The 25,580-nt window shown below is 68.3% G+C and carries 29 protein-coding genes and 1 pseudogene; 14 read left to right on the top strand and 16 right to left on the bottom strand.

Annotation, left to right across the window (positions count from 1 at the left end; translation table 11 throughout):
- Positions 1–80: 80 nt before the first annotated feature.
- The 6 genes from ACIRR9_RS54160 to ACIRR9_RS54135 all read right to left on the bottom strand — a co-directional run bounded on the left by ACIRR9_RS54160 (position 81) and on the right by ACIRR9_RS54135 (position 4,971).
- Complete coding sequence (locus ACIRR9_RS54160) at positions 81–1,451, bottom strand: NB-ARC domain-containing protein (RefSeq protein WP_403768916.1); 1,371 nt, start codon at positions 1,449–1,451, stop codon at positions 81–83.
- A gap of 490 nt (positions 1,452–1,941) precedes the next feature.
- A complete protein-coding gene (locus ACIRR9_RS54155; RefSeq protein WP_403768913.1) occupies positions 1,942–2,619 on the bottom strand; it encodes a DUF4253 domain-containing protein in 678 nt (225 codons plus the stop codon).
- 98 nt (positions 2,620–2,717) lie between these two features.
- The gene (locus ACIRR9_RS54150; protein WP_403768910.1) at positions 2,718–3,122 is read right to left on the bottom strand and encodes a hypothetical protein; all 405 of its coding nucleotides are present in this window, start codon (positions 3,120–3,122) and stop codon (positions 2,718–2,720) included.
- A 41-nt stretch (positions 3,123–3,163) separates the two neighbouring features.
- Entirely contained in the window at positions 3,164–3,589 is a 426-nt protein-coding gene (locus ACIRR9_RS54145; protein WP_403768907.1) for a DUF4259 domain-containing protein, read from the bottom strand.
- 248 nt (positions 3,590–3,837) lie between these two features.
- Positions 3,838–4,029 (bottom strand): TerD family protein, encoded by a 192-nt coding sequence (locus ACIRR9_RS54140; RefSeq protein ID WP_403768904.1) that lies wholly within the window; start codon positions 4,027–4,029, stop codon positions 3,838–3,840.
- Positions 4,030–4,689: 660 nt separating this feature from the next.
- A complete protein-coding gene (locus tag ACIRR9_RS54135; RefSeq protein ID WP_403768901.1) occupies positions 4,690–4,971 on the bottom strand; it encodes a transposase in 282 nt (93 codons plus the stop codon).
- 135 nt (positions 4,972–5,106) lie between these two features.
- On the opposite strand from ACIRR9_RS54135, the gene ACIRR9_RS54130 reads away from it, so the two are divergent.
- From ACIRR9_RS54130 to ACIRR9_RS54120, 3 genes are read left to right on the top strand one after another with little or no spacing between them, the layout of a single operon-like run.
- Positions 5,107–5,469 carry a MarR family winged helix-turn-helix transcriptional regulator gene (locus tag ACIRR9_RS54130; protein ID WP_403768919.1) on the top strand — a complete coding sequence of 121 codons (363 nt, stop codon included), beginning with the start codon at positions 5,107–5,109 and terminating at the stop codon, positions 5,467–5,469.
- Entirely contained in the window at positions 5,466–6,899 is a 1,434-nt protein-coding gene (locus tag ACIRR9_RS54125; protein WP_403768898.1) for an MFS transporter, read from the top strand. The genes ACIRR9_RS54130 and ACIRR9_RS54125 overlap by 4 nt, the downstream gene beginning before the upstream one ends.
- A 33-nt stretch (positions 6,900–6,932) precedes the next feature.
- The gene (locus ACIRR9_RS54120) at positions 6,933–7,226 is read left to right on the top strand and encodes a DUF1330 domain-containing protein (protein ID WP_403768895.1); all 294 of its coding nucleotides are present in this window, start codon (positions 6,933–6,935) and stop codon (positions 7,224–7,226) included.
- A gap of 31 nt (positions 7,227–7,257) precedes the next feature.
- Here ACIRR9_RS54120 and ACIRR9_RS54115 read toward each other — a convergent pair whose 3' ends face one another.
- Both ACIRR9_RS54115 and ACIRR9_RS54110 read right to left on the bottom strand, forming a co-directional pair.
- Entirely contained in the window at positions 7,258–8,196 is a 939-nt protein-coding gene (locus ACIRR9_RS54115) for a MerR family transcriptional regulator (RefSeq protein ID WP_403768892.1), read from the bottom strand.
- A 33-nt stretch (positions 8,197–8,229) separates the two neighbouring features.
- Positions 8,230–8,838, bottom strand: a complete 609-nt coding sequence (locus tag ACIRR9_RS54110; RefSeq protein WP_403768889.1) for a hypothetical protein — start codon at positions 8,836–8,838, stop codon at positions 8,230–8,232.
- A 441-nt stretch (positions 8,839–9,279) separates the two neighbouring features.
- Here ACIRR9_RS54110 and ACIRR9_RS54105 point away from each other — a divergent pair, with 441 nt between their 5' ends.
- Complete coding sequence (locus ACIRR9_RS54105; protein ID WP_403768887.1) at positions 9,280–9,960, top strand: SMI1/KNR4 family protein; 681 nt, start codon at positions 9,280–9,282, stop codon at positions 9,958–9,960.
- Positions 9,961–10,523: 563 nt separating this feature from the next.
- On the opposite strand, the pseudogene ACIRR9_RS54100 reads toward ACIRR9_RS54105, so the two are convergent.
- The 3 genes and pseudogenes from ACIRR9_RS54100 to ACIRR9_RS54090 form a co-directional block, all read right to left on the bottom strand.
- Positions 10,524–10,651 (bottom strand): annotated as a pseudogene (locus ACIRR9_RS54100) (AAA family ATPase); the annotation flags it as partial.
- 532 nt (positions 10,652–11,183) lie between these two features.
- Positions 11,184–12,206, bottom strand: a complete 1,023-nt coding sequence (locus ACIRR9_RS54095; protein ID WP_403768884.1) for a DUF6215 domain-containing protein — start codon at positions 12,204–12,206, stop codon at positions 11,184–11,186.
- A gap of 614 nt (positions 12,207–12,820) precedes the next feature.
- Positions 12,821–14,545: a dolichyl-phosphate-mannose--protein mannosyltransferase gene (locus ACIRR9_RS54090; protein ID WP_403768881.1), complete on the bottom strand. Its 1,725-nt coding sequence runs from the start codon at positions 14,543–14,545 to the stop codon at positions 12,821–12,823.
- A gap of 200 nt (positions 14,546–14,745) precedes the next feature.
- Between ACIRR9_RS54090 and ACIRR9_RS54085 the strand changes: the two genes are divergently transcribed.
- The gene (locus tag ACIRR9_RS54085) at positions 14,746–14,913 is read left to right on the top strand and encodes a hypothetical protein (protein WP_403768878.1); all 168 of its coding nucleotides are present in this window, start codon (positions 14,746–14,748) and stop codon (positions 14,911–14,913) included.
- Positions 14,914–15,265: 352 nt separating this feature from the next.
- On the opposite strand, the gene ACIRR9_RS54080 is transcribed toward ACIRR9_RS54085, so the two are convergent.
- Positions 15,266–16,636 carry an FtsW/RodA/SpoVE family cell cycle protein gene (locus tag ACIRR9_RS54080; protein WP_403768875.1) on the bottom strand — a complete coding sequence of 457 codons (1,371 nt, stop codon included), beginning with the start codon at positions 16,634–16,636 and terminating at the stop codon, positions 15,266–15,268.
- Positions 16,637–16,822: 186 nt separating this feature from the next.
- Here ACIRR9_RS54080 and ACIRR9_RS54075 point away from each other — a divergent pair, with 186 nt between their 5' ends.
- Both ACIRR9_RS54075 and ACIRR9_RS54070 read left to right on the top strand, forming a co-directional pair.
- Positions 16,823–17,734, top strand: coding sequence for a heavy metal transporter (locus ACIRR9_RS54075; RefSeq protein WP_403768872.1), 912 nt, complete (start codon positions 16,823–16,825; stop codon positions 17,732–17,734).
- 218 nt (positions 17,735–17,952) lie between these two features.
- Complete coding sequence (locus ACIRR9_RS54070) at positions 17,953–18,789, top strand: ankyrin repeat domain-containing protein (RefSeq protein WP_403768869.1); 837 nt, start codon at positions 17,953–17,955, stop codon at positions 18,787–18,789.
- Here ACIRR9_RS54070 and ACIRR9_RS54065 read toward each other — a convergent pair.
- Together ACIRR9_RS54065 and ACIRR9_RS54060 are read right to left on the bottom strand one after the other, a co-directional pair.
- Positions 18,710–19,258 (bottom strand): GNAT family N-acetyltransferase, encoded by a 549-nt coding sequence (locus ACIRR9_RS54065; protein WP_403768866.1) that lies wholly within the window; start codon positions 19,256–19,258, stop codon positions 18,710–18,712. The genes ACIRR9_RS54070 and ACIRR9_RS54065 overlap by 80 nt on opposite strands.
- 50 nt (positions 19,259–19,308) lie before the next feature.
- The gene (locus tag ACIRR9_RS54060) at positions 19,309–19,557 is read right to left on the bottom strand and encodes a hypothetical protein (protein ID WP_403768863.1); all 249 of its coding nucleotides are present in this window, start codon (positions 19,555–19,557) and stop codon (positions 19,309–19,311) included.
- Positions 19,558–19,928: 371 nt separating this feature from the next.
- On the opposite strand from ACIRR9_RS54060, the gene ACIRR9_RS54055 reads away from it, so the two are divergent.
- Entirely contained in the window at positions 19,929–20,240 is a 312-nt protein-coding gene (locus ACIRR9_RS54055) for a transposase (protein WP_403768860.1), read from the top strand.
- 14 nt (positions 20,241–20,254) lie between these two features.
- Positions 20,255–21,013: a hypothetical protein gene (locus tag ACIRR9_RS54050; RefSeq protein WP_403768858.1), complete on the top strand. Its 759-nt coding sequence runs from the start codon at positions 20,255–20,257 to the stop codon at positions 21,011–21,013.
- Positions 21,014–21,038: 25 nt separating this feature from the next.
- Here the strand turns inward: ACIRR9_RS54050 and ACIRR9_RS54045 are convergent, their stop codons facing one another.
- Together ACIRR9_RS54045 and ACIRR9_RS54040 are read right to left on the bottom strand one after the other, a co-directional pair.
- Positions 21,039–21,755, bottom strand: a complete 717-nt coding sequence (locus tag ACIRR9_RS54045; protein ID WP_403768855.1) for a class I SAM-dependent methyltransferase — start codon at positions 21,753–21,755, stop codon at positions 21,039–21,041.
- A 5-nt stretch (positions 21,756–21,760) separates the two neighbouring features.
- The gene (locus ACIRR9_RS54040; protein ID WP_403768852.1) at positions 21,761–22,096 is read right to left on the bottom strand and encodes a hypothetical protein; all 336 of its coding nucleotides are present in this window, start codon (positions 22,094–22,096) and stop codon (positions 21,761–21,763) included.
- 396 nt (positions 22,097–22,492) lie between these two features.
- Between ACIRR9_RS54040 and ACIRR9_RS54035 the strand changes: the two genes are divergently transcribed.
- The 5 genes from ACIRR9_RS54035 to ACIRR9_RS54015 all read left to right on the top strand — a co-directional run bounded on the left by ACIRR9_RS54035 (position 22,493) and on the right by ACIRR9_RS54015 (position 25,476).
- Complete coding sequence (locus ACIRR9_RS54035) at positions 22,493–22,966, top strand: hypothetical protein (RefSeq protein WP_403768849.1); 474 nt, start codon at positions 22,493–22,495, stop codon at positions 22,964–22,966.
- 4 nt (positions 22,967–22,970) lie between these two features.
- Positions 22,971–23,189 (top strand): hypothetical protein, encoded by a 219-nt coding sequence (locus tag ACIRR9_RS54030; protein ID WP_403768846.1) that lies wholly within the window; start codon positions 22,971–22,973, stop codon positions 23,187–23,189.
- A gap of 838 nt (positions 23,190–24,027) precedes the next feature.
- Complete coding sequence (locus tag ACIRR9_RS54025; RefSeq protein WP_403768843.1) at positions 24,028–24,195, top strand: hypothetical protein; 168 nt, start codon at positions 24,028–24,030, stop codon at positions 24,193–24,195.
- 424 nt (positions 24,196–24,619) lie between these two features.
- Positions 24,620–25,255, top strand: a complete 636-nt coding sequence (locus ACIRR9_RS54020; protein WP_403768840.1) for an AAA family ATPase — start codon at positions 24,620–24,622, stop codon at positions 25,253–25,255.
- Positions 25,252–25,476, top strand: coding sequence for a hypothetical protein (locus ACIRR9_RS54015; protein ID WP_365351966.1), 225 nt, complete (start codon positions 25,252–25,254; stop codon positions 25,474–25,476). Before ACIRR9_RS54020 ends, ACIRR9_RS54015 begins: the two co-directional genes overlap by 4 nt.
- Positions 25,477–25,580 lie beyond the last annotated feature (104 nt).

The raw sequence follows: 25,580 nt of genomic DNA, 5'->3' as shown, positions 1-25,580 counted from the left end.
GCATGCGGCAGGTCGAGTGCGGCAGGATAGACGACCAACGAGGCCCCCGAGCAACGTGATTGAGACGTCAGACATCTCGATCAACAGCCCGGGGGCCTCGCTTGTTGCGCTCCACGGACCATCACCTGATCGGTGGCCAACTCGAAGAAGCTCAGTAGTCCGTCGCACTCACGGTCCAGCCATGTCAGCGCCCGTGCCGTATCGGCGAACCGGATCGGTTTCTGCCCGCCGGACCGCCACTGCAGCCGGCCGGCCGCCTCTCCTCCGACACGGATGTAGAACTCCAGAACCCGACGTCGTACTTCTCGCGCCTCATCCGCCGGGCCCACGGCCGCCCCGTAGACGCGCACCAGGTCGTGCAACCGCCACTGATCGCGCCCCTTGCCACGTTCCAGCAGACGGTGTCGCACCAGCCCCTCAAGAGCGCCCGTCGGTTCCGTGTCCGTCCCGGACAGCGCCATGACCATCTCGGTGGAGGCCTCAGGGCCGGGAGCGAGGGCCAGCAGGCGCAGCAGGTATGCCTGTTCGGACGGCAGGCGTCGGTACGACAGATCGAAAGCCGCTCGTACGCTGCGTTCACCGTCGTCGAGATGCACGAGACGTCTGCCCGTCACAGAGAGTTCGCGGACAAGCTCATGGACGGGTTTGCCGCCGTCCATCATCAGAAGTGCCGCGGCAATCTGCAAGGCCAGCGGCAAATACCCACAGCAGGAGGCTAGTTGAGCTGCCGGCCCGGGGGCTTGCGCTATACGCGCGTCGGATGGGTCGGCTGCGTGCAGGGCTCTGTCGAGAAGGACGACCGCCTCTTGCGGCGTGAGTGCTCTCAGAGTAAGCAGACGCCCTCCCAGTTGCGGGAGCACCTCCCGGGAAGTGACCAGCAGACGGTGGCGTGTGTCGCCGGGCAGCAGTGGACGGACCTGCTGGACACTGGAGGCGTTGTCGGCCAGGACGAGCACAGCGCCGTCTTCCCCGGCTCTGCGGGCCAGCTCGGAACGGTACAGCGCGCCGCGTTCGTCCAGAGAAACGGGGATCTGGTCCGCGGGCGTGCCCAGGGCACGCAGCAGCGTCTCCAGTGCCTGGCCGGCGGTGGTCGGATCGTTCTCGTGGCCGTGCAGGTCGATGACGAGTACCCCGCCGGGGAACCAGCCCTTGCTGCAGGCTTCATGAACCGCCGTCACAGCCAGCGTGGTCTTTCCGACGCCCCCGAGCCCGGAGACCGCCACCGACGCCACCGCCGGACCTGCGTCGCTCACCCCGGACGGCGTCAGCACGTCCAGAAGACAGCGCAACTCTTCGATACGCCCGGTGAACGCAGTCACCCGCGCGGGCAGAGCGGCCAGGGCCGTCCGGGCCGGCTCGCGCGCATACTGTTCGACTTTGGCGAACACGGGGCCGTGGAAGGCGGCATCCCGGAAATCCAGATGGTCTCCCTCGTACTGCCCGCTCGTCATGCTGCCCCCCGTGCCCAGCATCGCAAGCCACCCCACGTCCAACCTATGCTTGCCCGCCACGCCTGACACGAACACTGGACAGCCATCCGGCGCCCGCTATCAAGTCCGCGCGATTCCGGACCCGCTCCGCAGCGGCCGACCGCTGGCAAGGGCCGGCCCACTGCCCACGCCCAGACTGCATCGTTCGTGAGACCGAGAGTGCCCGGGCGTGGCCAAGGCTGTGCTTCCGGCTGCGTTTCCGGATGCCGGACAGCCCACCACATCCGCATGTGCACCTCACCGGTTGACAGTCCAGCCGAACCGGCCCGCAGCCTGCGAGTGGACGTTCCAACCGACCAGCGTCGAGCTTCAGTAGGGTTTCTGTTTCCCAGAACCTCGGTCGGCGCACTCGTGGCTCATACGGCGGCGGCATACAAACAGGGTGTTCACGCATGCCCCTGATCAGGCACGCGTGAAGCCCATGAAGATCGTTTCCCGGGTGGGGTATGCCTCAGTCCCACCAGAAGTCCCAGTTGTGGACACCGGTGATCCGCTCTGCGTATGCGGCCAGTGTGTACGGCCTTGTGCCTTGCCAGACGTTGTCGGGGCAGAAGGCGAAGTGCTCGGCAGCGACCAGGAGGGCGTCCTCTTCAGTCTCCGGTGGGGCCGTGACGCTGAGGTGCAGGGTCGAGAAGCCGACCGCGACGACACGGGCGCCGAATCGGCTCTCCCAGTCGCCGACCACCGCGGAGAACTTCGCCGTGTCGTTGTCGTAGTTGGCGGGACCGGACCAGCCTACGGTTGTGAGGGCTTCGGCGCCGGATGCTGCGGTGACCAGCCCCAGACGGGACTGGGGTCGGCCGGCCAGGAACACCCGGGCGTAGTCGGCGGCCAGTTGGCCGGCGCTCGTCACGGACTCTCGGCCGGGCGCGCGCCCTGGCCAGCGTTGCCCGAAGGGCGCGGTGACGGCGAGACGCTGCTCGGCCGAGAGCATGTCGTCGTCTTCGTCGAAGGCGGTGTACGTCGCCCACCACTTCGCGAGAAGGCCGGCCGGGTCGTGGTTCGCGGCGGTGGACATCTGCCCCGGGTAGATCTCGCCCGATCCCCAGGGGCGGAATTCGGCGTCCAGTGGATCGAGCGCGTCGAGCAGCAGGGGCCACTGGCCGGAGCGGCCGTGCTCGGCGTGCATCCGTGCCCACAGTCCGGGGGCGGCCGGCCCGTCGCTGAGCCACAGGGGTTGGGAATCCCCATCGCTTTCATCGGACGTGATCATCCGGCCGGGAGGCATCACTGAGCGCCTCCGATCACGCGGTCACGGAACTGCTGGAAGGCATGCCAGCCCAATGTCTGCTCCGGCGTGATCAGGTCCCCTTCTGCGCAGTCGAGGACTTTGCATTGCAGGGCTTCGGCCAGACGGAAGACGGGCGTGAGCACGTCGTCGCCGGAGCCCCGGACGTGCAGCATGATCGAATCCACCGGGTCGTTCGAGCCGATGTTCAGTTCGATGGACCAGGTGGGCCCGGAAAGGTCGCCCCATGTGGGGTCAGAGAGATCAACTTCGGGAACGGCCTGGGCGACAGCCGCCAGCACGTCGTACTTCCGGCCCAACGGGTCCGGAGCGCGGTCGGCGGGAAGCCCGTGCAGCGAGGTGACGTCGTCGGGCAGGCGGAGGAGGAGCACGTCCCAGCTCATGGTGGCCTTTCAGGCAGGACTCAAGTAGCGGTTGCGGTAGGTCAGATCAGGCTGAGTTGTGCTCCGGTAGACCGTGGCAGGAGCACGTTCCGCAACTGGCGCACGTTCGCTCGCCAGGGGGCGCCATCCGGCTCGTCCCACAGCTCCAGCAGCTCCGACGGCTCGGTCATGACACGGTCGAGGGCCCGGAGAGCGAGATCGCGCAGGCCGGTGAGATCGGGAAGGGGCTCTTTCGGCCCATAAACGGGATCGGCAGGCTCACCCCCGGGACATTGCGCCGCGACGAGGGCAGCCGCAGCCACCGCTACATCTGACGCGGGCGCTTCGAGGTAGTCCGCGGTGTCGATCACACATACGAAAGTGGCGCGAACGATGCCCTCGCGTTCGCCTGCGGCTGCCTCATCGAGGTCGCCGCAGAAGTCCGCCGCGGTGTCGTTGTCGAAGGGGCCGACGTCCCAAGTACCCATAGTCTCTCCCGGTCATGGCTTTGATCGAGGAATCCTGACAGAGGGCACTGACAGCGGCCGGACGGTCCAGACCAGGCTGAGCAGGAACTGTCGCCTGGTGTGGGCGGACTGCTTCTGGAGGGCGGGCTCATGGAAGCACGATGGGCGGCCCGGGACGGCTCCTGTGTTCAGTGTCGGCCGGGATGGTTCTCACACCCCCGCCTCTGTCCTCCCGGAAGCCGAAACTCGCGTGTCGAGCCGCTGGCTGGCTATGTGACGTTGACGCCATGGGCTCGGGCGAGTCCGTCGAGGCCGTCGGCCCACCCTTGGCCGACGGCGCGGAGTTTCCAGACTTGCCGGCCGTTGGTGGTGTGTCGGTAGAGCTCGGCGATGGCCACGGCGCGGACGTCGGGGTCGGCAGGCGGCTGGAAGGTCCAGGCGGCCCCGGTGACGCAGTCCATATACAGACTTACGTGAGTGAGGGCGCCGCAGGTCCCCGTCGACTCCCACCGCGCAGCCCGCGGCAGGGTTGTCGGAGAACGCGTAGTTGACCGCTTCGCAAACGGTCTCCTCGTCGTTGGCGACCAAGGCCTGCCACCAGTGACCGGCCTCGGCGGTCAACTCGCTGTGGACAGCGTGCAGGCGCGCCTCCTCGGCGGCGAGGTACGCCGGGGCGTCTTCCTCGGCCCTGCGCTTGGCCGCGGCCCGCTCGGCGCGGGCGAAGATCCCCAGCCCTGCCGAGTGATGGGTCTGGGCCTCTGCCAGGGCCCAGGCCACGCTCAGCTGTTGAGGCCCCGGTACCACCGGCGGGCGGGCCGGCGTGAAGGACTGCAGGTGGACACTGGTCGTCTGCCGCCGCAGCTCGTTCAACTGGGCAATCGCCGCATCCCGTTCCGCCTCCTGCTGAGCCCGCTCGGCCTGCCGGCGAGTACGCTCCAGCTGCGCAGCCGACGGGGCGACAGCCCCCGAGTGGGTCGTACTGGTGCGGCGGCGCCCACCTCCCAGTCCATTGGCCGGAGTATGTGGCCGCAGCAGCTTTCAGCGCTGCGTGCAACTGCGGGGCGGGGCTGTGTGGTTGTTGCGTCACTGAGTGACTCTGTCGGGAATTGTGAGGTTCGGGGTCATTTGCCCTGCCTCCACCGCAGAGGTAGGGGTAGTCCTCGTTTGTCGAGGTACTGCTGGAACGCCGTGGGCGGGCGCGGCCGGTAGGGGGCGTCGGTGGGTTTTTGAAGGCTCAGCCGCTCGACGTTGATCGCGAGTGCGGTCAGGACGTGCTGGACGTGCGCCTTCGCGAGGCCGCGGTAGCGGCACCGGCGTCGGCGGTGGCCGTCCACGAACTCCTCGATGCTGCCCTCGGCCCCCGAGCGCAGTCCGTAGAGTCGGCGCCGGTCGGCCATTTCCATTTACATAAACTATGAATATAAAAATGCTATGCTTCGAGCATGAGTCGTCAAGACACAGCTCCTGGCGCGTCCGCCGCCATCGGGGCAGCCCTCTACGGCCTGGCCACCAGGGCCGCGAGACGCCTGCCCCGGGACATGAGCCTGACGTCCGCCGCCACCCTGGCCACCCTGGACCGGACCGGCCCGCGGCGCATCACCGATCTGGCCGCGGTCGAGGGCGTCACCCAGCCCGCGATGACCGCCCTGGTCCGGGTGATGGAGGAGTCCGGCCTGGTCGAGCGGCGGGGCGACGCGTCCGACAAGCGGGTCACGCTGGTGTGCCTGACCGAGGCCGGCGCCTCCTATGTCCGGACGCGGCACCAGGCGGGCGTCCACGCGTTCGAGCGGTTGATCGGCGAGCTCACCGGCGAGGAGGTCGAGGCGCTGGTGGCGGCACTTCCGGCGCTGAGGCATCTGGCAGAGCTCGAAAGCCAGGACCGCGAAGGGCCGAAGCAGTGACCGGGCAGCCGGTCGGCGGGGCCGCGGTGAAGGCGTTCCCGGTGGCGCGTTCCGAGGCGCGGCTGCTGGTCCCCGCCCTGATGTTCATCGCTCTGGTCGTGGCGGCGGTCGCCAGCCTCGGGACGCCGCTCATCACCAGCGTGGCGACCTCGTTCCACGTCTCGCTCGGCAGCGCGCAGTGGACGCTGACCGTCGCGCTGCTCAGCGGCGCCGTCGCCACGCCGGTCCTGGGCCGGCTCGGGGCCGGCCCGCACCGGCGGGCCACGATCCTCGCCACGCTGGCGGTCGTCGTCGCCGGCAGCGCGTTCACCGTGCTGCCGCTGCCGTTCGCGTGGCTGCTGGCCGGCAGGGCGGCCCAGGGCGTCGGGCTCGGGCTGACGGCGCTGATGATGGGCGTGGCCCGGGACCACCTCCCCGAGGAGCGCAGCGCGGCCGTGATCGCCCTGATCTCGGTGGTCTCGATCATCGGGGCCGGCGTCGGCTACCCGCTGGCCGCACTGCTCGCCGAGCTCGGCGGGGTACGGGCCGCCTACGGCCTCGGCCTGGTCGTCACCGCCGCCGCCCTCCTGACCGCGTGGCGCTCCATGCCCGAAGCCCCCGAAGGCCGTTCCGCCCACGTGGATGTGGCCGGCGCGGTCGTCCTGGCCGCTGCGCTGCTCCTGGTGCTGTTCCTCGCCGGCGAACGGAATCTGTGGAGCCGGCACCTCGCCGTGGCGGCGGGCCTCGCCGTCGTCACGGTGGTGCTGCTCTGCGTCTGGGCCGTCATCGAGCTGCGCAGCACGACGCCCCTGATCGATGTGCGGGCGGTGCGGCACCCGGCGGTCGCCGGGGCGAACCTCGCCATGTTCGTCGGCGGGATCGGCATGTACCTCCTGCTCACGCTCATCACCCGGTATGCGCAGACGCCGCACGGCGCCGGCTACGGCTTCGGGCTGACGACCTTCGTCGCCGGGCTGGTCCTCATCCCGTTCTCGGTGCTGGGGTTCGTCGCCGGCAAGCTCACGCCGCGGGTCCGGACGCGGATCGCCGACCCCCTGCTCCTGGCCGGCAGCGCCGTCGTGGTCGGCGGCGGGTTCGCCCTGTTCGCGGCGGCCCGGTCGGACCTGGCCGAACTGTTCGCGGCGATGGGCGTGCTCGGCTTCGGCGTCGGCGGCTTCTCGGCCGCGATGCCCGGCGTCATCCTGGCCGTCACCCCCAAGAGCGAGACGTCGAGCGCCATGAGCTTCAACTACGTCGTCCGCAGCGTCGGGTATTCCCTGGGCAGCGCCATCGGCGGCCTGATCCTCGCCGCGGGCACCGGCCCCGGCCACCTCTTCCCCGACGACAGCGCCTACACCACCGCGGCGCTGGTCGGCATCGGCGCCATGGTGGTCACGACGCTGACAAGCCTCGCTCTCGCCCGCCGACACCCGCCCGAGACCAACCCGTAAGTCAGATGCACTCATCCCGACACTGGAGGTTCCATGCCCAAGGGCTACTGGGTCAGCGTCTACCGCACCATTTCAGACCCTGAGAAGCTGGCTGCTTACAACAAGCTGGCCCGCCTGGCCGTCGAGGCCGGGGGCGGTCGGGTCCTCGTCCGTGGCGGTCGGGTCATGGCGCATGACGCCGGAATCGCCGAGCGCACCGTCCTGATCGAGTTCGACAGCTTCGAACAGGCCGTCGCGGCGCGCGAGAGTGCGGCCTACCAGGAGGCGCTGGTCGCCCTCTCCGACGGCGTCGAGCGCGACTTCCGCATCGTCGAAGGCATCGACTGACCGAGGTCCACTCGGATCTTCACTGAAGCGCTCATTGGGCTGCCCGTATCCGCAGGGCTGTGACGGACCAGTCGATCACCGGGGTGAGGCGTTCCGGTGTCGGCCAGCCGTTGATCAGCGCGAGCAGCCGGAAGTACTGGTCCCTGCGCGGATCGCTCGCGGCTTTCAGGCGGTGCAGCAGCCACCGGTGCAGCTCGGCGTCATCAGGGCGGCCGTGGGCGATCGCGCAGTGGGCGGTGAGCGCCGCGACGACAGGACCGGCCTGGGGCGAGTCGGGGCTGATGCCGCGCGCCACGGCTGGCCCAGCGAGATCTCGGACAATGGCGATCATGTCTGGGCGAGGTGGCGTGGGGGCGTCGTCGGGCAGGGCGGCCGCGTGGTCTTCGGCCAGGCGCCGCACACTGGCGCGGAAATCCGGGTCCAGAGACAGTTCAGCCAGCTCCACCCATGCTCTGATCTGTTCGTCTGTGGGGCTGTCGGGGAGCTCGGGCGTCATGGAACGCCGAGCCGCGGCGTGGTAAGAGCCGCGGTGGGGACCTTCGAAGACGCTGTTGAGGAAGTCGTCGATCAGGCCTCGGCGTTCGGCTTGGGACAGTGTGGCCAGCTGGTGCATGAGTTCCATTTCCTCGGGGGTGGGTTCGCGTTTGGCGGCGGCGGTCAGAACCACCCGTCGCAGACGCAGGATGCTGATCTGCGCGTCAAGTGCGGCAGCGTGTTCCGCGGCGACTTCGCTGAGTGTGAGTTCCTGGTCCACGACCTGCCGGATCATGGGGAGGCCGAGTCCCAGTTCTCGCAGTGTTCGCACGAGGGCAAGGCGAGCGACGGTGTCCGGGGCGTACAGCCGGTAGCCGGCTTGGGTGCGGCCGACAGGCTCGACGATGCCCCGGTCGGAATAGAACCGGATGGTCTTGACCGTCAGCCCGGTGCGCCGGGCCAGTTCGCCGATCGAGTAGAGGATGCCGCCGTCCATGAGCTCACCTTCCTGTCTCCCCCTGCAGGAGACTCAAGTCTGCGCTCCCTGTCTCCACCCCTGCCGCGGTTCCGAGACGGGCGCAGGGGACGTTCGGCTGAACGTCTCCAGCTCGCGGCGGAGGCGCTGTAGCTCGCCGTCCTTGGCCGCCAGAACCGACAGCAGGCGCCGGTGGCGCTCCTTGAGCTGCGTGAGTTCGGTGTGAGTGCGGGCGAGTTTGCCGGTGAGCCGCTGGTTGAGCTCACGCAGCCGGGCGATGCGGGCCTCGCGCGGGTCGGGCTGCTGACGGGCCGCCCAGACGACTGCCCGCCGCTTCTCGAACTCGTCCCTGAGGTGGCCCCAGGTCCGATAGAGAGACGCGCGGGAGATGCCCGCCTCGCGGGCGAGCGTCTTGATGTCGCAGGCGCACGGCGAACAACTCGCGCGGCATCTGGCGGAACTGCCGCGCGAAGAAGGCAGGTCCCGGGCGATCTCCTCGACCAGCGCCATCTGCGCCGGGGCCGTGGCCGACAGGTAGTGACCACCCTCGACCTCAGGCGAGTGGTTCGGATCGACCGTCGCCCGCAGGGACCAGCGCCGCTGACCCCGCTGCGCGATGAACGTCGTCCGCAGCCGCCGACGGTCGATACATACTTCGTCCATCGCGCCCTGCGCCCCTTTTCGTCCTCGACACCGGTCACGTGAACGGCGGCGCTTCCGCGGACATGGTGGCCGGCTCACCCCGGGGCAAGGAGTACGCGAAGAAGGGCCCGGAACAGATGCTGCTCCTACTGGGCGGTCCAAACGGTCTGACCGGTGAGGGAGCCCGAGCCGTCGATGCGGGGGACACCGGCGGTGACAAGAACGCGCGGGCCACGTTCGGTACATCGGTCCGTCTCGTCGGCATGGACGGTGGCCACCGGGCTGGCCTGACGGCCGGCCAGCCATGCCGGGTGACGACAGAATTCGCAGCTCCGCATGGCTCCTGCCCGCCATGGACCGGGGGCTTGAGCTGGTTTGCGTGAGGTGCCGAGGGGCGAGGGCGGGGGACTGTTCCACAGAGGCAGGACCCCGGATGTCGGTAGCGGCACGTACGGTCTGCGTATGACGGATCAGTGGTGGGTGGACGTACGTCAGCGGGTGGAGGCGACCGGTGCAGGGCCTGCGGGCAGCAAGGTCTTCGGGGCATTGGGGCACCAGTGGGTCCTGGAGGACCCGCTGGCCCACGGCGAGCTTGCGGAACTCGAGGCTCAGATAGGCGTACGGCTTCCGGAGGAGTACCGGGACTTCCTGCTCCATGTCGGCGCGGGCGGCGCCGGTCCCGCGTACGGTCTGTTCCCGGTCCGGCGCGTGCAGGGCCGTTGGCGCTGGGAGGGCGACGGCGCGGACCTGGTTGACCCGTCTAGACTTCACGAGCCGTTTCCTGACCAGGGTCCGGACCCGGAACTGCTCAACGATCTTCTTGCCCAGTGCCCCGAGGAAGAGGATTTCGTTGACACCGAGGACTTCGATGCCGCTATCGAGGCGTGGGACGAGCGATGGGAGACCGTCATGTTCGCCCCGGGGCGTACGGCCGGTGCGATCGTCATCTCCCACTTGGGCTGCGCCCAAAGAGAGTGGCTCATCATCAGCGGCAGCCACCGCGGCACGATCTGGTCCGACTGCCGGGTGGACGACGTCGACCTCGCCCCGCTCCTCGACGACGACGGCACGCCGGTGAGGTTCGCTCGCTGGTATACCGACTGGCTGGAGAAAGCCGAACGTACGGGCCTGCCGACACCGTAGGTCGCCTACTGCGCGTGGTGGTCGACCGAACGGGCCGAGCGGCGCGTCAACTTACCTTGCGGGCGGCTTGATTCCGGTCCGTCGTACGATCGGGAGGCCCGGAGGCCTGGGCGTGACTCCGGTGCACACATGTCGTAGGCGTGGCCTTGGACTGGCTGGCCGCCCAGAGCCCCGAGACAACACAGTGCCGACGTCACAAGCCCGAGCCGTTCGGCCACGAATGCCTGCCCGCCCCAAGCGAAGACATGGAAGGCGTGGCATTGACGGAACGCGCCGCTGATGCCGGGCCATGTGTCGTTGGGCGAATGGGTTGTGAGGTCGGCGCGCGGTCGGAGTCGTTGTGGCTGTCGTCGACGCAGTGGTCGGCTGGGTTATGCGGGATCTGCGGTTCCCCGGGGGACCGCTGCGGGGTTGGCAACAGGCCGGGGGAGGAAGCCGGGACATGTTCATGTATTCACTGCTGAATGCCGGGCTGTGATGTCATCGATTCCGCCGCCGGGCCGGCAGGACCGACGGGCTGGCAGCTGGATCAGTCGGCCTTGGCCGGGGCTTCACCATGCTCAGATGCCGGCAAGCCGGTGGGAGTCGGTGCAAGTCTTCGTCGACCCGCCGAATACGACTCGTTGGAGGCTACGGCGACCCAATTCTCCTCCTCGCGCTCGGTCAGGACCTGGCACAGCAACTCGGCGCCGGGCTCGGCCTCCACGCTCGCCGTGTTCTTCGACGAAGCCTTGTCCGGCCGATCATCTGACAGAGCCAGCCGGGGAATGGCCGCCTTGCCTGTTTGCTCAGCGGCTACAGAGGCGCCAATTCCACCCTGCCTGTGAACGATCGGTCTTCTCCGGACCGGGTGCCGGATACCCTCGAGGCCGCAGGTACTCGCGGCACGGGCCGTTGCACCACCCCAGATCCCACCATTGGGCCCTGCTGCAGGATTCCGTCGATCACCTGCCGATGATCGCGCCATCGGCCGCAATGTCCTCCGGCAGGGACCCCAGCAGCCGTTCCCACCCTGCATCCGTCAGAACACCGCGCCTCCCGCCCGCAACAACGACCCAGACATGGAGCGGTCACATGATCGCCCGGACAGCTCCTGGCACTGCCCGTCGGCCGTCGGCCGGGCGCCGCGCCAACGAGATCGGGGCACGCAGCCCGTCACAAGGCTGATCCCGTCGCCGAAGGCGCGACGGGTCCAATCTGTTCGCCGAAGTGTTCTCGGCGTCTCATCGGACAGTCCGTTCGGGGATCCTCGGGAGAACCTTCTGAGCGATGTCGAGAAGGGCGCTGTCGTCAGGGAGGGTTCCGGAGGTGCTCCACACGGTGATCTCGCAGTAGCCGCCCCGGTCATCACGGTCCAGGGCCACGGACAGCGTCCGGGCCAAAGGACCTTGTTCGACGGGTCCGCCGGACCCTCCACTCCCGAGATTGATCTCGAACTTCATGGTGTGATCCGAGGAGAAGACCGCGGGCCGACCGAGAACCGTGAGCATCTTGATGTCCTGCTCATCCCCGAACTTCATCAGCTTCACGTACTGGTCGGTCGAGAGCTCGTTGTAAGTCGCCGAGACATTCACGGTGTACGTGTCGAACGCGACCTCGGCCTCCGGCCGGGCGACCTTCCCATTCGTCAGAGGAGCGGTGTTGCTGGTGCCGGAAGCAGTGGTCGCGGTCTCTCCAGGCGTTCCAAGGAGCGCGGCCAAGTCCGGCCGGTTGAGCGCCTTGCACAGCTCTTCACCGGTCACAGGCCGGGGCGTCTGCTTGTAGGCCTTCGGCAGCTCCTCGTGTTCCGCGCCCGAACACGAGGCGGATTGCGGGGTGCTGTCGGCGGACGGCATTACGTGCGGGGCCAACCACAACGCGGCGCCGAGTGCCCCGAACACGGCCACGGCCGCGACGGCCTGGCCCCACGCGTTGTGGTCCTTCTCCGGATGGTCCGGGCCGGGACGCGGCCCGGTTCCGGCCTGGGCCTGGGGCGGGGCTTGGGGCGGGGCCTGGGGAGCAGCACCGACCGCTGCGCCGTCCGAGGAGGTTGCCGGGCCAAGGTTGCGGCGTGCGCGCAGGGCTCGGACCACTGTGTGTACGCGTATTGCTGTGAACACGAGGAACACCACGCCCAGACCGGCAGCGACCCGATCGTGATCGCGGACGGCGAGATACATGATCCGTACGCCGAGAATGGACCCGACCGCGATGAGCAGGGGCTCGCGCACCCAGAACGGCAGGAGACGGAGGAGGAAACCGAGCATCCGGCGATCTCACCAGAACAAGACCACATCTGCCGTGGTGGAAGCCACAGTTCCGCCCGGTGGCCCATCAGACATCGTGGACAGGGTGAACTTCCCTGCGGCGCAGGCCTGTTCCAGCGCGGTCGCCTCGGTTTCCACCTCGCCGTTCTCGTGGGCGCCCTCGATGCCCGGCAGGCAGTGGAAGGCATACAGCCCGGCCCGGGAGCGGAAGGCGCCACCCAGCGGTCGGACTCTCGCCGGTCACGGAAGCCGCGCACCCGCGAGACCGCGGAACGAAGATCGCCATAGCGGACCTTCCCGGCCACCCCACCGTGCAGAACGCGCTGGAGGCGGTCTGGTGCCGACCGTGCAAGAAACTGCCCCGGCCGACGCACCTGGAGCCGTGCAAGCTGTTGTTCGACCAGATGCTGCGAACCGATCTGAACGCGTCATGCGAGCAGCGGCACACCGCGAAGCGCTTCGTGGCCCGGCGACTTGAGGAGCATCAGGATCGCGGTGGAGGCCGAGGTGACTTGTCGGACAGCCGTCCGCCGGCGACCCACGACAACCGCTGACGACCGGCAACGACCCTGAGGGTGCGGCAGACTGCCGCACCCTCACGGCGTGTGCATCCCCTAGACCCAGGTGTCGAGCCACATCCGCGACCGCCAGGAATCGATGGGGATCGTCGTCCCTGTGTACAGCGGCCAGAAGTAGATGAAGTTCCACGCGATGAGGAGGACGAGGGCGCCGGCGGCCACAGTGCCGCGGATGCGGCGATGGCGGGACGCGTCCGGTGGGCCCACCAGCGCTCCGATCATCATCGCCACGGCCAGGCACAGATACGGTACGAAGACGACGGCGTAGAAGGAGAAGACGGTGCGGTCCTGGTAGAGGAACCAGGGGAGATACCCGGCGGCCACCGCGCACAGGATCGCGCCCGCCCGCCAGTCACGGCGCCAGGCCCAGCGGAAGAGCAGGTAGAGCAGGGCGCAGCATGCCGACCACCACAGGAACGGGGTGCCCAGGGCGAGGACGGTCCTGGTGCAGTCGGATGCGGTGCCGCAGCCGTCCCGGCCGGGCTGCGCGGAGTCGTAGGCGAACAGCACGGGGCGGCCGAGGACCAGCCAACTCCACGGGTTCGACTGGTACTTGTGCGGGGTGTGCAGGCCCACGTTGAACTGGTACACGAGGTATTCGTAGTGCCACAGGCTGCGCAGCGGGGCCGGTATCCACGACCAGGTGCCGCCGCGGCCGTCCGCCCAGTGGCGGCCCCAGCCGTCGTCGGACAGGAACCAGCCGGTCCACGTCAGCAGGTACGTCAGCAGGGCCGTCGGGACGAGGGAGAGGACCGACGGGCCCAGGTCCCTGCGCAGTACGGCCCGGTACGGGTGGCGGGCGCCGGTGACACGACGAGAGCCGACGTCCCACAACAGCGTCAGGACCACGAAGAAGGCCAGGATGTACAGGCCGTTCCACTTCGTCGAGGCCGCGAGACCGAGCAGGACGCCGGCTGCGAGCCGCCAGGGGCGTGGGCCCAGGGCGGTGCGGTCACCGGTGTCCGTATCCGGACGGACCCGGCCGTCCGAGGCGGTCGGCAGGGCGCCCGCGAGCCTGGCCCTGGCCCGGTCCCGGTCGACCAGCAGACAGCCGAACGCGGCCAGCGCGAAGAACATGACCATCAGGTCCAGCAGGGCGGTGCGGCTCATCACCACGTGCAGCCCGTCCACCGCCATCAGCGCTCCGGCCAGACAGCCCAGGAACGTCGAACGGAACAGCCGACGGCCCACACGGCACAGCATCAGCACCGACAGCGTGCCGAGGAGCGCCGTCATGAAGCGCCAGCCGACAGGGTCAAGGCCGAACAGCCACTCGCCGACGGAGATCACCCACTTGCCCGTCGGCGGATGCGCCACGAAGGAACCGGTGTCGGAGAGCGGGATCACCTGAGGGTGCGCCAGGATCTGCGGGTCGGTGATCTTGCGGTCCGGCCAGGTGCCTTCGTAGCCGAGGTGCAGCAGTGCCCAGGCGTCCTTGGCGTAGTACGTCTCGTCGAAGACGAGGGCCCGGGGCTGCCCCAGGCGCCAGAAACGGATGCCGCCGGCCATGGCGGCGACGAGCAGCGGGCCCAGCCACGCCATGGCCCGCGCGAGCCGCTGTGCCTGGGCCCGGCCGAGGCCCAGGAGCCGCCACAGGTGGGTGCCGGGCTCCGGGAAGGGCGGGACGAGGCGTTCTCGGACGTCGGTGTGCGGGGGAGCGGGGTGTCGTAAGCGGCGCAGTCGGTCCTGCCGACCGTGGGAGGGCGCCGTCGGGCGTATGCCGTCGAGGTCAGGGGAACGCGTCGTGCTGCTGCTCGTCACCGGATGACCTTAGACCGTGGGTGCAGCGGAGCCGACGGGCGACGTCGGTCAACCGAGCGGGTGTTGGTCGACCATGCCCACGTTCTACCGGCGGTGGAGCCGGCGTATGAGCAAGCCGACCGGCATCAAGCCAGTGCGGAAGTGCGTGATCGGCCGCGTGTTCTCGCTGACGAGCGTATGTCACCACGATCACGCAGCTGTTGGCAGAGTTCGCCGCCCGCGAGCTCACGGCAGGCGAGCGGGAGCAGCGGGCTGTTGAGGCTGCCCGTGAGCTCGGCATCGAGTACACAGAACAGGTCCAGCAGGCCGGCCAGGACACCTGGGCGGGGATCCGGGTTCTTCAGGGCGACCCGGCCGCTTGGACCTGACGGCTGTCCTGGACCGCTGTCCTGGACCGCACTGATCCGGCCGCCCTGTTCCGTGCGGATCCCCAGCGGAGCCCCTGTCCGGTGCGTCGCTCCCGCGCTGACTTGGTGGATGGGGTCGGCGAAGTGACCGTGCCGTCGCCGTCACCGTCGAGGGGGTCCTTGCGCACGAACGCCGTCGGATGCAGGTCCGCCGGTTCCGGATTCCTGAACTCCGGGCCCGGTTCGGTGCGGACCTCTTCCTTGGCGGCCTCGGAGAACGCGCGGATTTCCGGATTCCCAGCGCGAACAGGTCCAGGGGCTCACGGCGAAGGGCATCGGCGGGTTCGTCCCTTCGCGGCAAAGGATGACGGGCTCATAGCCGTACGAATTGGGTCTCGGCGGCACTGACATGGGCGGCCGGGACCGGCGGAGGCCGGCGCGCCGTGTCGCTGACCTTGATCAGGACGGCGACCAGCAGCCAGTTGGCGACCATGGACGAACCGCCCTGGGCGAGGAACGGCAGTGCCTTGCCGGTGAGCGGGATCAGCCCGGTGACGCCGCCGCACACGACGAAGACCTGCAGCATGACCGCCGTGGACAGGCCGGCGGCGAGCAGCTTGCCGAACGGGTCGGTGACGGCCAGCGCCGTCCGCAGCCCGCGCTCGGCGAGCAGCGCGTAGAGCAGGATGACGAGCGTCACCCCGACCAGGCCGAGTTCCTCGCCGACCGTGGTGAGGATGAAGTCGCTGCGTCCGGCGAAGCCGATGAGTTCCGGATGGCCCTCGCCGAGGCCGGTGCCGGTGATGCCTCCCGAGCCGAAGCTGAACAGGGCCTGGGCGGCCTGGTCCGAGACCAGCCCCGGCGGGCGTTTGTCGGGCGGCAGAAAGATGTCCATGGGGTGCAGCCAGGCGACGACACGGCCGTGGACGTGTGGTTCGAAAGAGCCGACGACGAAGGCGCCGATGGAGAACATGACGACGCCGAACACCACCCAACTGGTCCGCTCGGTGGCGATGTACAGCATGATCACGAACAGGCCGAAGAAGATCAGCGAGGTGCCGAGGTCCCGCTCGAAGATCAGGACGAGCAAGCTCAGGATCCACACCGCCGCGACCGGCCCCATCTGCCGCCCGCGCGGCAGATACATGCCCATCAGGCGCCGTCCGGCGAGCGCGAGGGCGTCCCTGCGCATCGTCAGGTACCCGGCGAAGAACACCACGATGACGATCTTCACGAACTCGCCGGGCTGGAAGGACAGCGGCCCGATGAAGATCCACCGCTTGGCGCCGTAGACGTCACCCGGGTAGAACGCCGGCGCCATCAACAGGACCATGCCCACGGCGATCGTGACATACGGATAGCGCTGCAGCCTGCGGTGGTCCTTCAGCAGCACCATCGCCCCGGCGAACACCGCCACCGCGATGCCGCACCACATCAACTGCCCGGGCGCCGCAGCCGTCGCGTGGCGGTAGAGGGTCTGGTACGCGATGTCGAGACGGTGGATCAGGACGAGCCCCAGACCGCTGAGCAACGTGGCCAGCGGCAGAATCAGTGGATCGGCGTACCGCGCGAACCGGCGTACGGCGACGTGGCACACCAGGGGCAGTGCGGCCGCGCCCGCGCATGTCGTCGCCATGCCGGACGGCAGCTTCCCGGTGAGGGCGAGGGCCGTCTCGGCATAGCCGTAGCAGCAGATGAGGATGGCGCCGAGCAGTAGGACCAGCTCCAGCCCCCGGTCGCTCATGCGCCCCGACCGGCTTGGCCCTGCGGCCGGTTCTGCCGGCCCATGCCGACGAGTCATGCCGTCCCCCTCGATCCTCGTTCGAGTGCACCGCTGTGCAACCCGTTCAGGGAGACAGCCGTGAGAGTTATATGGTTGCGCAACAATGCAAATGAACTTTAGCCGAGTGCAGGTAAGAGGAGGGTCGACGTGGGGGCACGCAGGCGGGCGCGCCGCAAGGCGTGGCCGGTGGTGATCGGCCTGGGCGTGGTCCTCGCGCTCGTGAGCTATCTCGCCGTGCGCTTCATCCGGTCGGTGACTCCCGACGAGTGCACGGCACGCGGCTCGGACGGTACGACCGTCACGCTCGACCTGGACCAGGCGTCCCACGCCGCGACCATCGCCGCCGTGGCCCATGCGCGGGGTCTGCCGGAACGGGCCGTCACCATTGCCCTGGCGACCGCCATCCAGGAGTCGAAACTCCGCAATCTCTCTTACGGTGACCGGGATTCCCTCGGCCTGTTCCAGCAGCGTCCGTCCCAGGGCTGGGGCACCCCGGCGCAGATCGGCGACCCCGTCCATGCGGTGGGCAGGTTCTTCGATGCGCTCGTCAAGGTCCCGGACTACCTGAACCTGCCAGTCACCGAAGCCGCGCAGCAGGTCCAGCACAGCGGCTACCCGGAAGCCTACGCACAGCACCAGGCCATGGCCGCGACCCTGGCCGACGTGCTGACGGGACGGGCAGGCCCGGCGCTGAGCTGCACGGTGAGGGCGGCTCAACCGACAGCCTCCGCCGGACAGAACGGTACGGCGGACGCCGCACGCGAAGACGGAGACACTGTCGCGGCAGCCGTCCGGCGGGAGTTCGGCCGGGTGCCGGCCGCCGCATTCGCGACGGGCGGCGATGGCGTCAACTACGCGATCGCGACCGGCCAGGCGGCCACCGGCTGGTCCCTCGCCCTGTGGCTGGTCTGCCACGCCACCACGTGGCACGCCACAACCGTGACGTTCGACGGCCGGCGCTGGAGCAGCACTGAGTCGGACCAGGGCTGGGCGCGTACGACACCGGGGTCCGGGGCGGAAGGCACCGCGACGTTGATGGTGACGCTGGGAAGCACGTGAATGCGCGTCAGAACCCAAGCCTCGGAAAGGGGTTACGACTACGCGTCCTCGACCCTGGCCTGCACTCAGGGGTGGCCCTCTGCAAGACAGAATCCTGTCGTACAGAGGGGTCTCGAGGCTTGCCCGGGTCTCCTGAATGCTTGGCGAGCCGCAAAGACGACCCTCGATCGGGCATTTCGGAACGCGGGGGCCCCTATGTCCTTCGTCAAGCTGTCGTGATGATGGCGGGCATGACAGGTGAGGTTCAGGGCGCGGGTCGTGAGAGCCGCCGGGGGTGGACGCCGCTGCACTTCGCGGCGGATGAGCAGGATGCCGAGGCTGTCGGCTCTCTCCTGGCGGCGGGTGCGGGAGTGGATGCCCCCGACGAACAGGGCAATTCGCCTTTGTGGCAGGCGGTGTTCACGTATCGAGGTGATGGCGCGGTGCTGTCGCTGCTGGTCAATGCCGGTGCCGATCCGGACATGGACAACCTTCACGGCGTGAGCCCGCGGCGCCTTGCCGACTGGCGTATTGGTTCAGATGCATCCCGAGCCACTGACAACACAGCCGATCCGCGGCCAGCGGCTACGGACCGGCTGCTCGATGCCCAGCCAAGAACCTGCTGCGATCGCGTGCAGCGCACTCGCCATCTCCTGGGCTTCGACCATCCGCGGGGTCAGCGCGTCCTCCCGAAGGACTCATTCAAAGTGATCGCGGACCGTGTCCGGGTCTCCGACCAGGGCGGCTGCGATCCCAGAGCCGAAGCTGTCCCAGAAGAATCTCCTCCGCACCGGCCTGAACGTCTTGTATCGGGCGAGGTGATGATCCGCAGGACCGGACAGCGATCTGCCATGACCGGCATTATCGATCGTCTCACCGACACCGATGTCGGACCGTGGTCACATCACCATGTACGGCGGCCTTCAGTAACACCGAGCGTCACCGTTCCACAGAAGTTGGACCAGAACCTGAGTGCGGACACTGCCGAGCACGACCTCAGCCGGACGGTGCGACCGGGGACCACATGCCGAACCACTGCTCGGCGCCCCAATCCTCATACCGTTGCACCTCGGTGAACCCCAGCTTCGCCGCGAGGCGCATCGAGCGTTCGTTGGCAGTCTGGGTGGTGAGCACCACCGGCTCGCCGGGCAGCGCTCCCGCGCACCAGCCGAGTGCCGCCGCGCACGCCTCAGCGGCATATCCGTGTCCCCATGCCTGCGGCAGGAACATGTAGCCGAGCTCCGCCTCCGAGGCCCCGGGGCGGACGTGGACCGGATGCTCCGGGTCACGCCGGTCGAGGGTGACGATCCCGATCATCGCCCCGTCGAGATCGACCACAAAGAGGCCAGGGCGCCGCTTGGGCGTCTCGGGCACCGCACGCTCGAACTCGTCACGCTGTCGAGGGCCACCGATGTAGGTGCCCACCTCGGGCGAGGTGAACAGTTCGATGACCGCGGCACGGTCGCGGGCCTCGGGCTCACGGAGCACGAGCCTCTCGGTCTTGATCGGGGCAGGTGGCCAGGCGACGGGTCCTAACTCAGTCATGTAGGCCAGCCAATCAGCAGGATCGGTAGCGATCAAGACTCACGGACCGATCAACCCATCCGCCCGGCCCCGTCCTGCTTCTCTTCCATGCCCTCCAACGAGCCACAACCTGCACGGCTTCGCCCAGCGGGTTCAAGGACGGGATCCGACGTCTTTTCTCGTGAACATCGACGGCCCCGCCGACCGCCCACGCCACCCAAACCGTTGGACAAACGCTGCTGCTTGAAGTGAACGAAGCCATAGCGGGCGATGGTCTTGCCGAACTGCCTGTCGTCGACAGCCTCCACCAGATCGTTCACCAGGGCTGCGGCGGTGGTGTAGGGGACGCGGTAGCCGGCCTGGGCGGCCGCGGTTGCCCAGGCCGATCAGCAGCCGTTGAGGTACGCCTTGCACGGCTCCAGAACGCCGGCCGGCGCTCGTGGGCGGAGGCCGGCAGTTCGTCGGGGCCGGTGTCGCGGAAGCGGCGGACGGTCTTTGGGTCATGGCTCAGCCGGCGGGCGATGGCGCTGAGGGTCCAGCGTTTCTCCAGCAGGCGGTGGATGTCCTCGCAGCGATGGCGGGTGCGTTCGATGATCTGCGTGCGGGGCAGTTCCGCGGTCGGTAACAGCATCGGGGACGGCTCCGTCACCTCCGTCACCCCTCGGTCAGCGGGCATGCGGGCCAGTACGAGATGCGGGAGATCGTCAACGCGATCCTGTACCAGGCTCGTACCGGCTGCCTGTGGCGCTACCTGTCGCCCAAGAGCGCGGTGTACTACGACTTCGCCGAGTGGCGCGACGACGACACCGCCGAGACCGTCCACGAGCTGCTGCGCTGGCAGACCCGGGAAATACGCAAGCGGCGCGAGGAGCCCACCGCCGTCATCCTGGACTCGCAGACGGTACGGGCCTCGGTGAACGTGCCGAAGGACACCACTGTGCTGGATCCGGGCAGGAAGAGCCCGGGCCGCAAGGGGGCATCGCTACCGACGTCCTTGGCCTGATCATCGCTGTGGTCGTGGTCGCCGCGAGTGGCCACGACGACGCGATCGGCATCGCCCTGCTGGACAACGTCGCCGCTACCGCACCCACGGTGACCAAGGGCTGGGCGGATGCCCCGTTCAAACAGACCGTGGTCGAGCACGGCGCCCGCCTCGGCATCGACGTGGAGATCGTGCAACGTGATCCCGGGGCAAGGGGGTGCACACCGGCACCGAAGAGATGCGTGGTGGAGCAGACGTTCGGCGCTCTCCTGCTGCATCGCAGACTCGCGCAGGACTACGAGAGGCGGTCGGCCGGCTCTGTGGCGGTGATCCACTGGTCCATGAGTGACGTCATGCTTCGCCGCCTCACCCGCAGCGCCCCCCCCGACCTGGCGCGGTGCATCCCAGGCGAGCGGGAGTGGGCGGTAAGAGTGCTCCTGGACAAGATCGAGGCCCGGCAGCGGCTGGTGCGCGAGACCGTCGAACGGCTGCGCGAGCAGATCACCGAACTCACCGGGCAACTCGCGGTCGCCGAGCACACCTTGGAACGGCTGGAGACCGACCGCGAGACCGTGCTGGAACTGGCCACCGAGGACGGCACCCCACCGCCCGGGCCGCTGCCGCCCGGTTACCACGAGATCCTGGCACTCTTCGAGCAGAACGGGGACGGACTGCGCGCCCGGGAGCTCTGTCGCACCCTTGGCACCGGCACCGGCACCGGCACCGAACCCGAGTCCGGCCTGTTCGCCCTCACCCCGCCGGTACCGACGCCCCCGGAGACCAACTCAAGATGAAATAGGACGAAGAATCGCAGAACGCCTACTGAGATGGTGAGCGCTCAGGTTTCGCGACTACCCATCTCCCATCTTCACTGAGCCAGCGATCGAGCTGCAGCCGGGCCCGGTTCAAGTCTATGCTCAAATCGCTATCGTCTAGTAGGCGCGTTATGTATTCCTGCTCCCAGTGTTGATCTCCGATGGAATATCTGGCGACTACTGACACTAAGTCGCACCCTGCAGAGTTCTTCGATTCCACCCTTGTCTCGCTTTTGATGCCCGCACCCAAATATCTAGGTCCGCTGGCCTCTTGTACCCAGCTTCGCGTGAAACGTTGTATGAGCACCACGCCGTCCTCGGCAACGTGGTGACGGCAGGTGGTAAGGAGGCCATTGCGCTCCGTGGTATCAGGCACGTTGACCAAGTGCGATGCAAGTAGCACAACGTCGAATTTGCGATCGAGGCGCAGGCTCTCAATTGTTGAGCATATTGTCTCGGCCTGATGAATGCGGGACAGCATTTCTGCCGACTCGTCGACTGCCGTCACATGATGTCCGGCAGCGGTGAGCGGATGCGTTAAGCGACCGGCACCCGCTCCAAGATCTAGAATTCGGGCATTCGCCGGGAGTGCGGGCCCGATGATCACCGGTATATCGCCAGGCGGCAGGGTGGCCCACAACTCCACTGCACAACCATCCGGCGTGATGACGCCAGGACCGCGCCCAACTACGTGTGAGTGACGTTGACCTTGCTTACGCATGATCCTCAACCTTTCAGTGGGTATTCTGCGGTTCTTCGTCTCATTTCAGCTTGGGTCGGCCTCCGGGTGGTCAGTGCCGGCGGGGTGAGGGTGAACAGGCCGGGCTCGGGTTCGGTGAGGATGGCGTGACTGAGCAGGCGCTTCGGGCGGCCCGGGCTCTTCTTGCCCGGATCCAGCACAGTGGTGTCCTTCGGCACGTTCACCGAGCCCCGTACCGTCTGCGAGTCCAGGATGACGGCGGTGGGCTCCTCGCGCCGCTTCTCTACGACGTCGACGGTAATCGGCTGCTCTCCCGCGACGGCTCCGGAACCACCCTCTACCTGTGCGACACCGAACTGCACATCGCCAAGGGCGCGACGACGGCCACTGGCACGCGCTAGTACACCTGGTCCGGTCAGACCATCGCGGTGCGCACGAGCAAGGGAGGCCTCCAACGGCAGGTCGCGGACGCCCACGACACCGCCGAGACCGCGGTGGACGCGACGACGCAGACGCTGACTCGGCGGCGCCTCGCCCCGTTCGGCAATGCCCTTGGCACCCAGCCGAGTTCGGGCTCCTGGACGACCCCATCACCGGCAGTGACCCGACGGGCCTCATGAAAGTGTTGGACCCCGGTGGCGACGGAGGTTGCCCTTCCACCGGATGTACAGCCCCGTCCACCACGAGTGACGGCGACGGAGGCGGAACCCGCCACAGCATTGGTGGCGGCAGCGGCGGCAGTCGGAGTGGTTGCCTGCGTGGCCGCCACGGCGGGCGCCTGCGGTGCTGTACTGGCGGCCAGGGCCGAGGGCTTCGCCGCGGGCGCCGAATTGGGAGGCCTCGGAGCAGCAGTCACCGGAGCCGCTGTCGGGGTGGCGAGCAAGGGCGGGGCGGTCATCGCGGGCGAGGTGGGAATCGCCACCGCCGGTGCGGCCGCGGTCACTGAGGGGGCCGAGTCCGTCACCGCGTCGAAGGATTCCATCGACGCGGACCTGGGTCCGTACGATGGAATCTACAACAACTGCGTGACCTACTTTGTCGACATCCTACGGGCCGGCGGCGTCGATATTCCGGCGGGTGCCAACGGAATGGTCAGGACGAAGCGAATGCTGGAGCGAATTCCGGTGCCCGAAGAAGAAAACCCGAATAAGATCCTTGCGGAGATAATCGTCAGTAAGAAGGTCGGCGGTCTGCACCTTCGCCGAGTCGGCGAGACTCTGGCTTGCCCGTGAGGAAATGAACCACTGGCTATTCACGACCGGGAACCGGGAGCTTTCCTCGGAGGAGTACATCCAGATCACCGAACGGGTGCTGGAGCTCGAGGAGGCCTACATGCGGGTCTGGCGTGAATGCGAGAGCGCAGAGCGTCAGTGGTGGCTCTCTGCGGGGTTGCCCGGGCTGGATGCCGCGCTGCGGGAGGCGGCCGAGTACTTCGGTGAGAGCGGACGCAAGTAGAGAGGAACCGATGGGACAGGAGACCCTCGCCGCACGGCGTGCCGCGGGTACGCAGACCGTGCTGTTGCGCGCTGGGCACGGATCCGGCGCCGTACGTCCGCGCAGGACATCGAGGACTTCGAGAACGGCCAGGTGCTGCGGGTCGTGGGGTTCACGAAGAACATCGGCGGGGCGGTAACGCGCTCTGTCGGCAAGGGCGGGAGCATCACCCGGCTGCGCCAGGGGTACCTGCGGCTCGCCGTCGGGGAAGCTCCGGTGTGGAGTGACCGGCGGGGCGACCGGACCGCGACCTCACGCCCGCCGTTCCGCCTGAAGCTCATGGCCGGGAAGGTGTCGATGGCACGCACATTCGACAGCTACGAACTCGCAGCCGCCGACGGGTCGTACGACCGGGTGATGCCGAAGATGGACGGGGCCTGGTGCATCGGTAAGGGCGTCGCCGTCATCGGGGGAGTCGTCGTCGAAGACGGCAACCGACTCCGGCCCGCTGTCGGACGTGGCAGCCGCCGCGTACGACTACCGGTGGTCCCTCTCGCGTTCCGTCACCTACAACCCGCCGCCGAGCGTCCCGAACAGAGCCTTGCGAACAGGCGCGAGCCCCTGCCTTGCCTGGCGCGGGAAGCGACCACCCGGCCTTCGCCGTACGAGCGTTGGGCGCGGCCGGCTTGCGACAGACCTCCGCGCCGGGGCGGAGCCTCTGCGCGTTGGAAGCGGAATCCGCTGTTGGTGGGTTCGAGCCCCGTTCCCGAGTCGGCGAGATCGTCCCGCGGTGGCACACTTCAGGAGAACGGGACCAGCGCCAGACACGCTTACCTGGGAGTTCGACCGAGCAGCCATCTTGTCGATCCCGGCGCTCAACGTACTCGTCGGCGCGATCCTGCCGACGCGGATGGCCAAGGGCCGGGGCGCCTACCACCACAGCAAGGACGACCGCGCAGTCGGCACGGCGGTGGCGTGGTGGCGGCCGGGACGGGTGGGAGGGCGCCGGACCGGCCAAGACGTCTGAGTGAGCAGTCCTCAAGGAGAACTCCGTCCAATGCAGGATGCGCTCGCAACACAAAACCGAAACCCGTGCCCTCCCGTTGCCGCCTGCTCGGTGTGGGAGACTCGCACAGCAGCCGGGCTGGTTCCCAACCCCCGTGGGAACCAGCCCGGTTCGCCATGGCCGGTCGGCAATGCGTTGCCCTCCGGCGTCGCCAGACGGTAGGTGCGAGGGCTCTCGCTCACCTGCTCGGCCATGACGAGGCCTCGACCTGATGGTCGGGGTCCTCGTTGCGTCGACTTTCTTCCGTGGCGCTTCATCGCCGCGGGTTCGCAGGCGAGCGTCACAGGGCCATACGAATGATTCACCGGCTCCACAGGGTGAACGACGGCACTGTGTGCCCCCGAGTCGACGGTCAGCAGCCGCTCGCGACCTTACGTTGACCTGTGTGACGCTGAGTTACGCCTTTGTGAACCTGAAGCCCGGGGTGGGAAAGACGACCAGCGCAGTCTGGTTGGCCCACGCTCTTCACGAGTCGGGTGTCCCACCGCTGCTGGTCGACAGCGACCCCGCTTCCTCCGCGCTGCGCTGGAGCGAATTGGCGGGTGGCTTCCCCTTTCCTGTGGTCGCTCTGCCGGTGGGCGACGTGCACCGGCGCGTGAACGACTTCCTGGGCGACCGGCAGGCCGTCGTGTTCGACGCTCCGCAGATGGAGGACCACGCGCACATCACCCGCAGCATCATGAGATACGCCGGCGAATGGATCGTGCCGGTGACTCCGGCTCCCATCGAGCTGGATCGCATGGCGCCCATCGGCGGCGAGATGGGCGACGTGCAGTCCTTGCGCGTCCGGCCGGCCCGCGCCGCCGTCCTGCTGAACCGAACGAACCGGGCCGACGCCACGCGGACCGGTCCCGACGCCGACGCCCGCGAAGCTCTCACCGAGCGGGGCTTCGACGTGCTGTCCACCCACATTCCGCGGCTCGACCTGTACGCCCAGTCGTTCGGAAGTCCGGTGGTGGCCAAAGGCTCGGCGTACATGGACCTCGCAGATGAAGTCATCAGGCGACAGGACAGGAAATGAATCAGCGCAAGGACACCTACCGGGCCGCATTGCAGCGGGGGCCGGACGCCGTCCTGCCGCGTCCCGTCAAAGTCACCCAGCTGCACACCCGATACGTGCGGGTGACCATCGAGTTCGACACCGGCCTGCCGCGTGACCTCGTGCGATGGGCAGAGGCGCCGGTCTCCGCGATGGTGCGGGCCGGCGCCGCCGCCCTGCGACCCCTGAGAAGTGCCTCGTGAGCCAGGTGACGCAGTCGTACAAGCCTTCTCGGGCCCCTGATGGGCGGGCGGATCAGCGCAGGCCGGCGAAGAGGTCGTGCTCGGGCGTGGTCGCGCCGGTGGTG

It is taken from the genome of Streptomyces sp. NPDC101234 (assembly GCF_044767525.1).
Lineage (GTDB): Bacteria > Actinomycetota > Actinomycetes > Streptomycetales > Streptomycetaceae > Streptomyces > Streptomyces sasae.
This window is presented reverse-complemented; position numbering and strand designations above follow the sequence as displayed.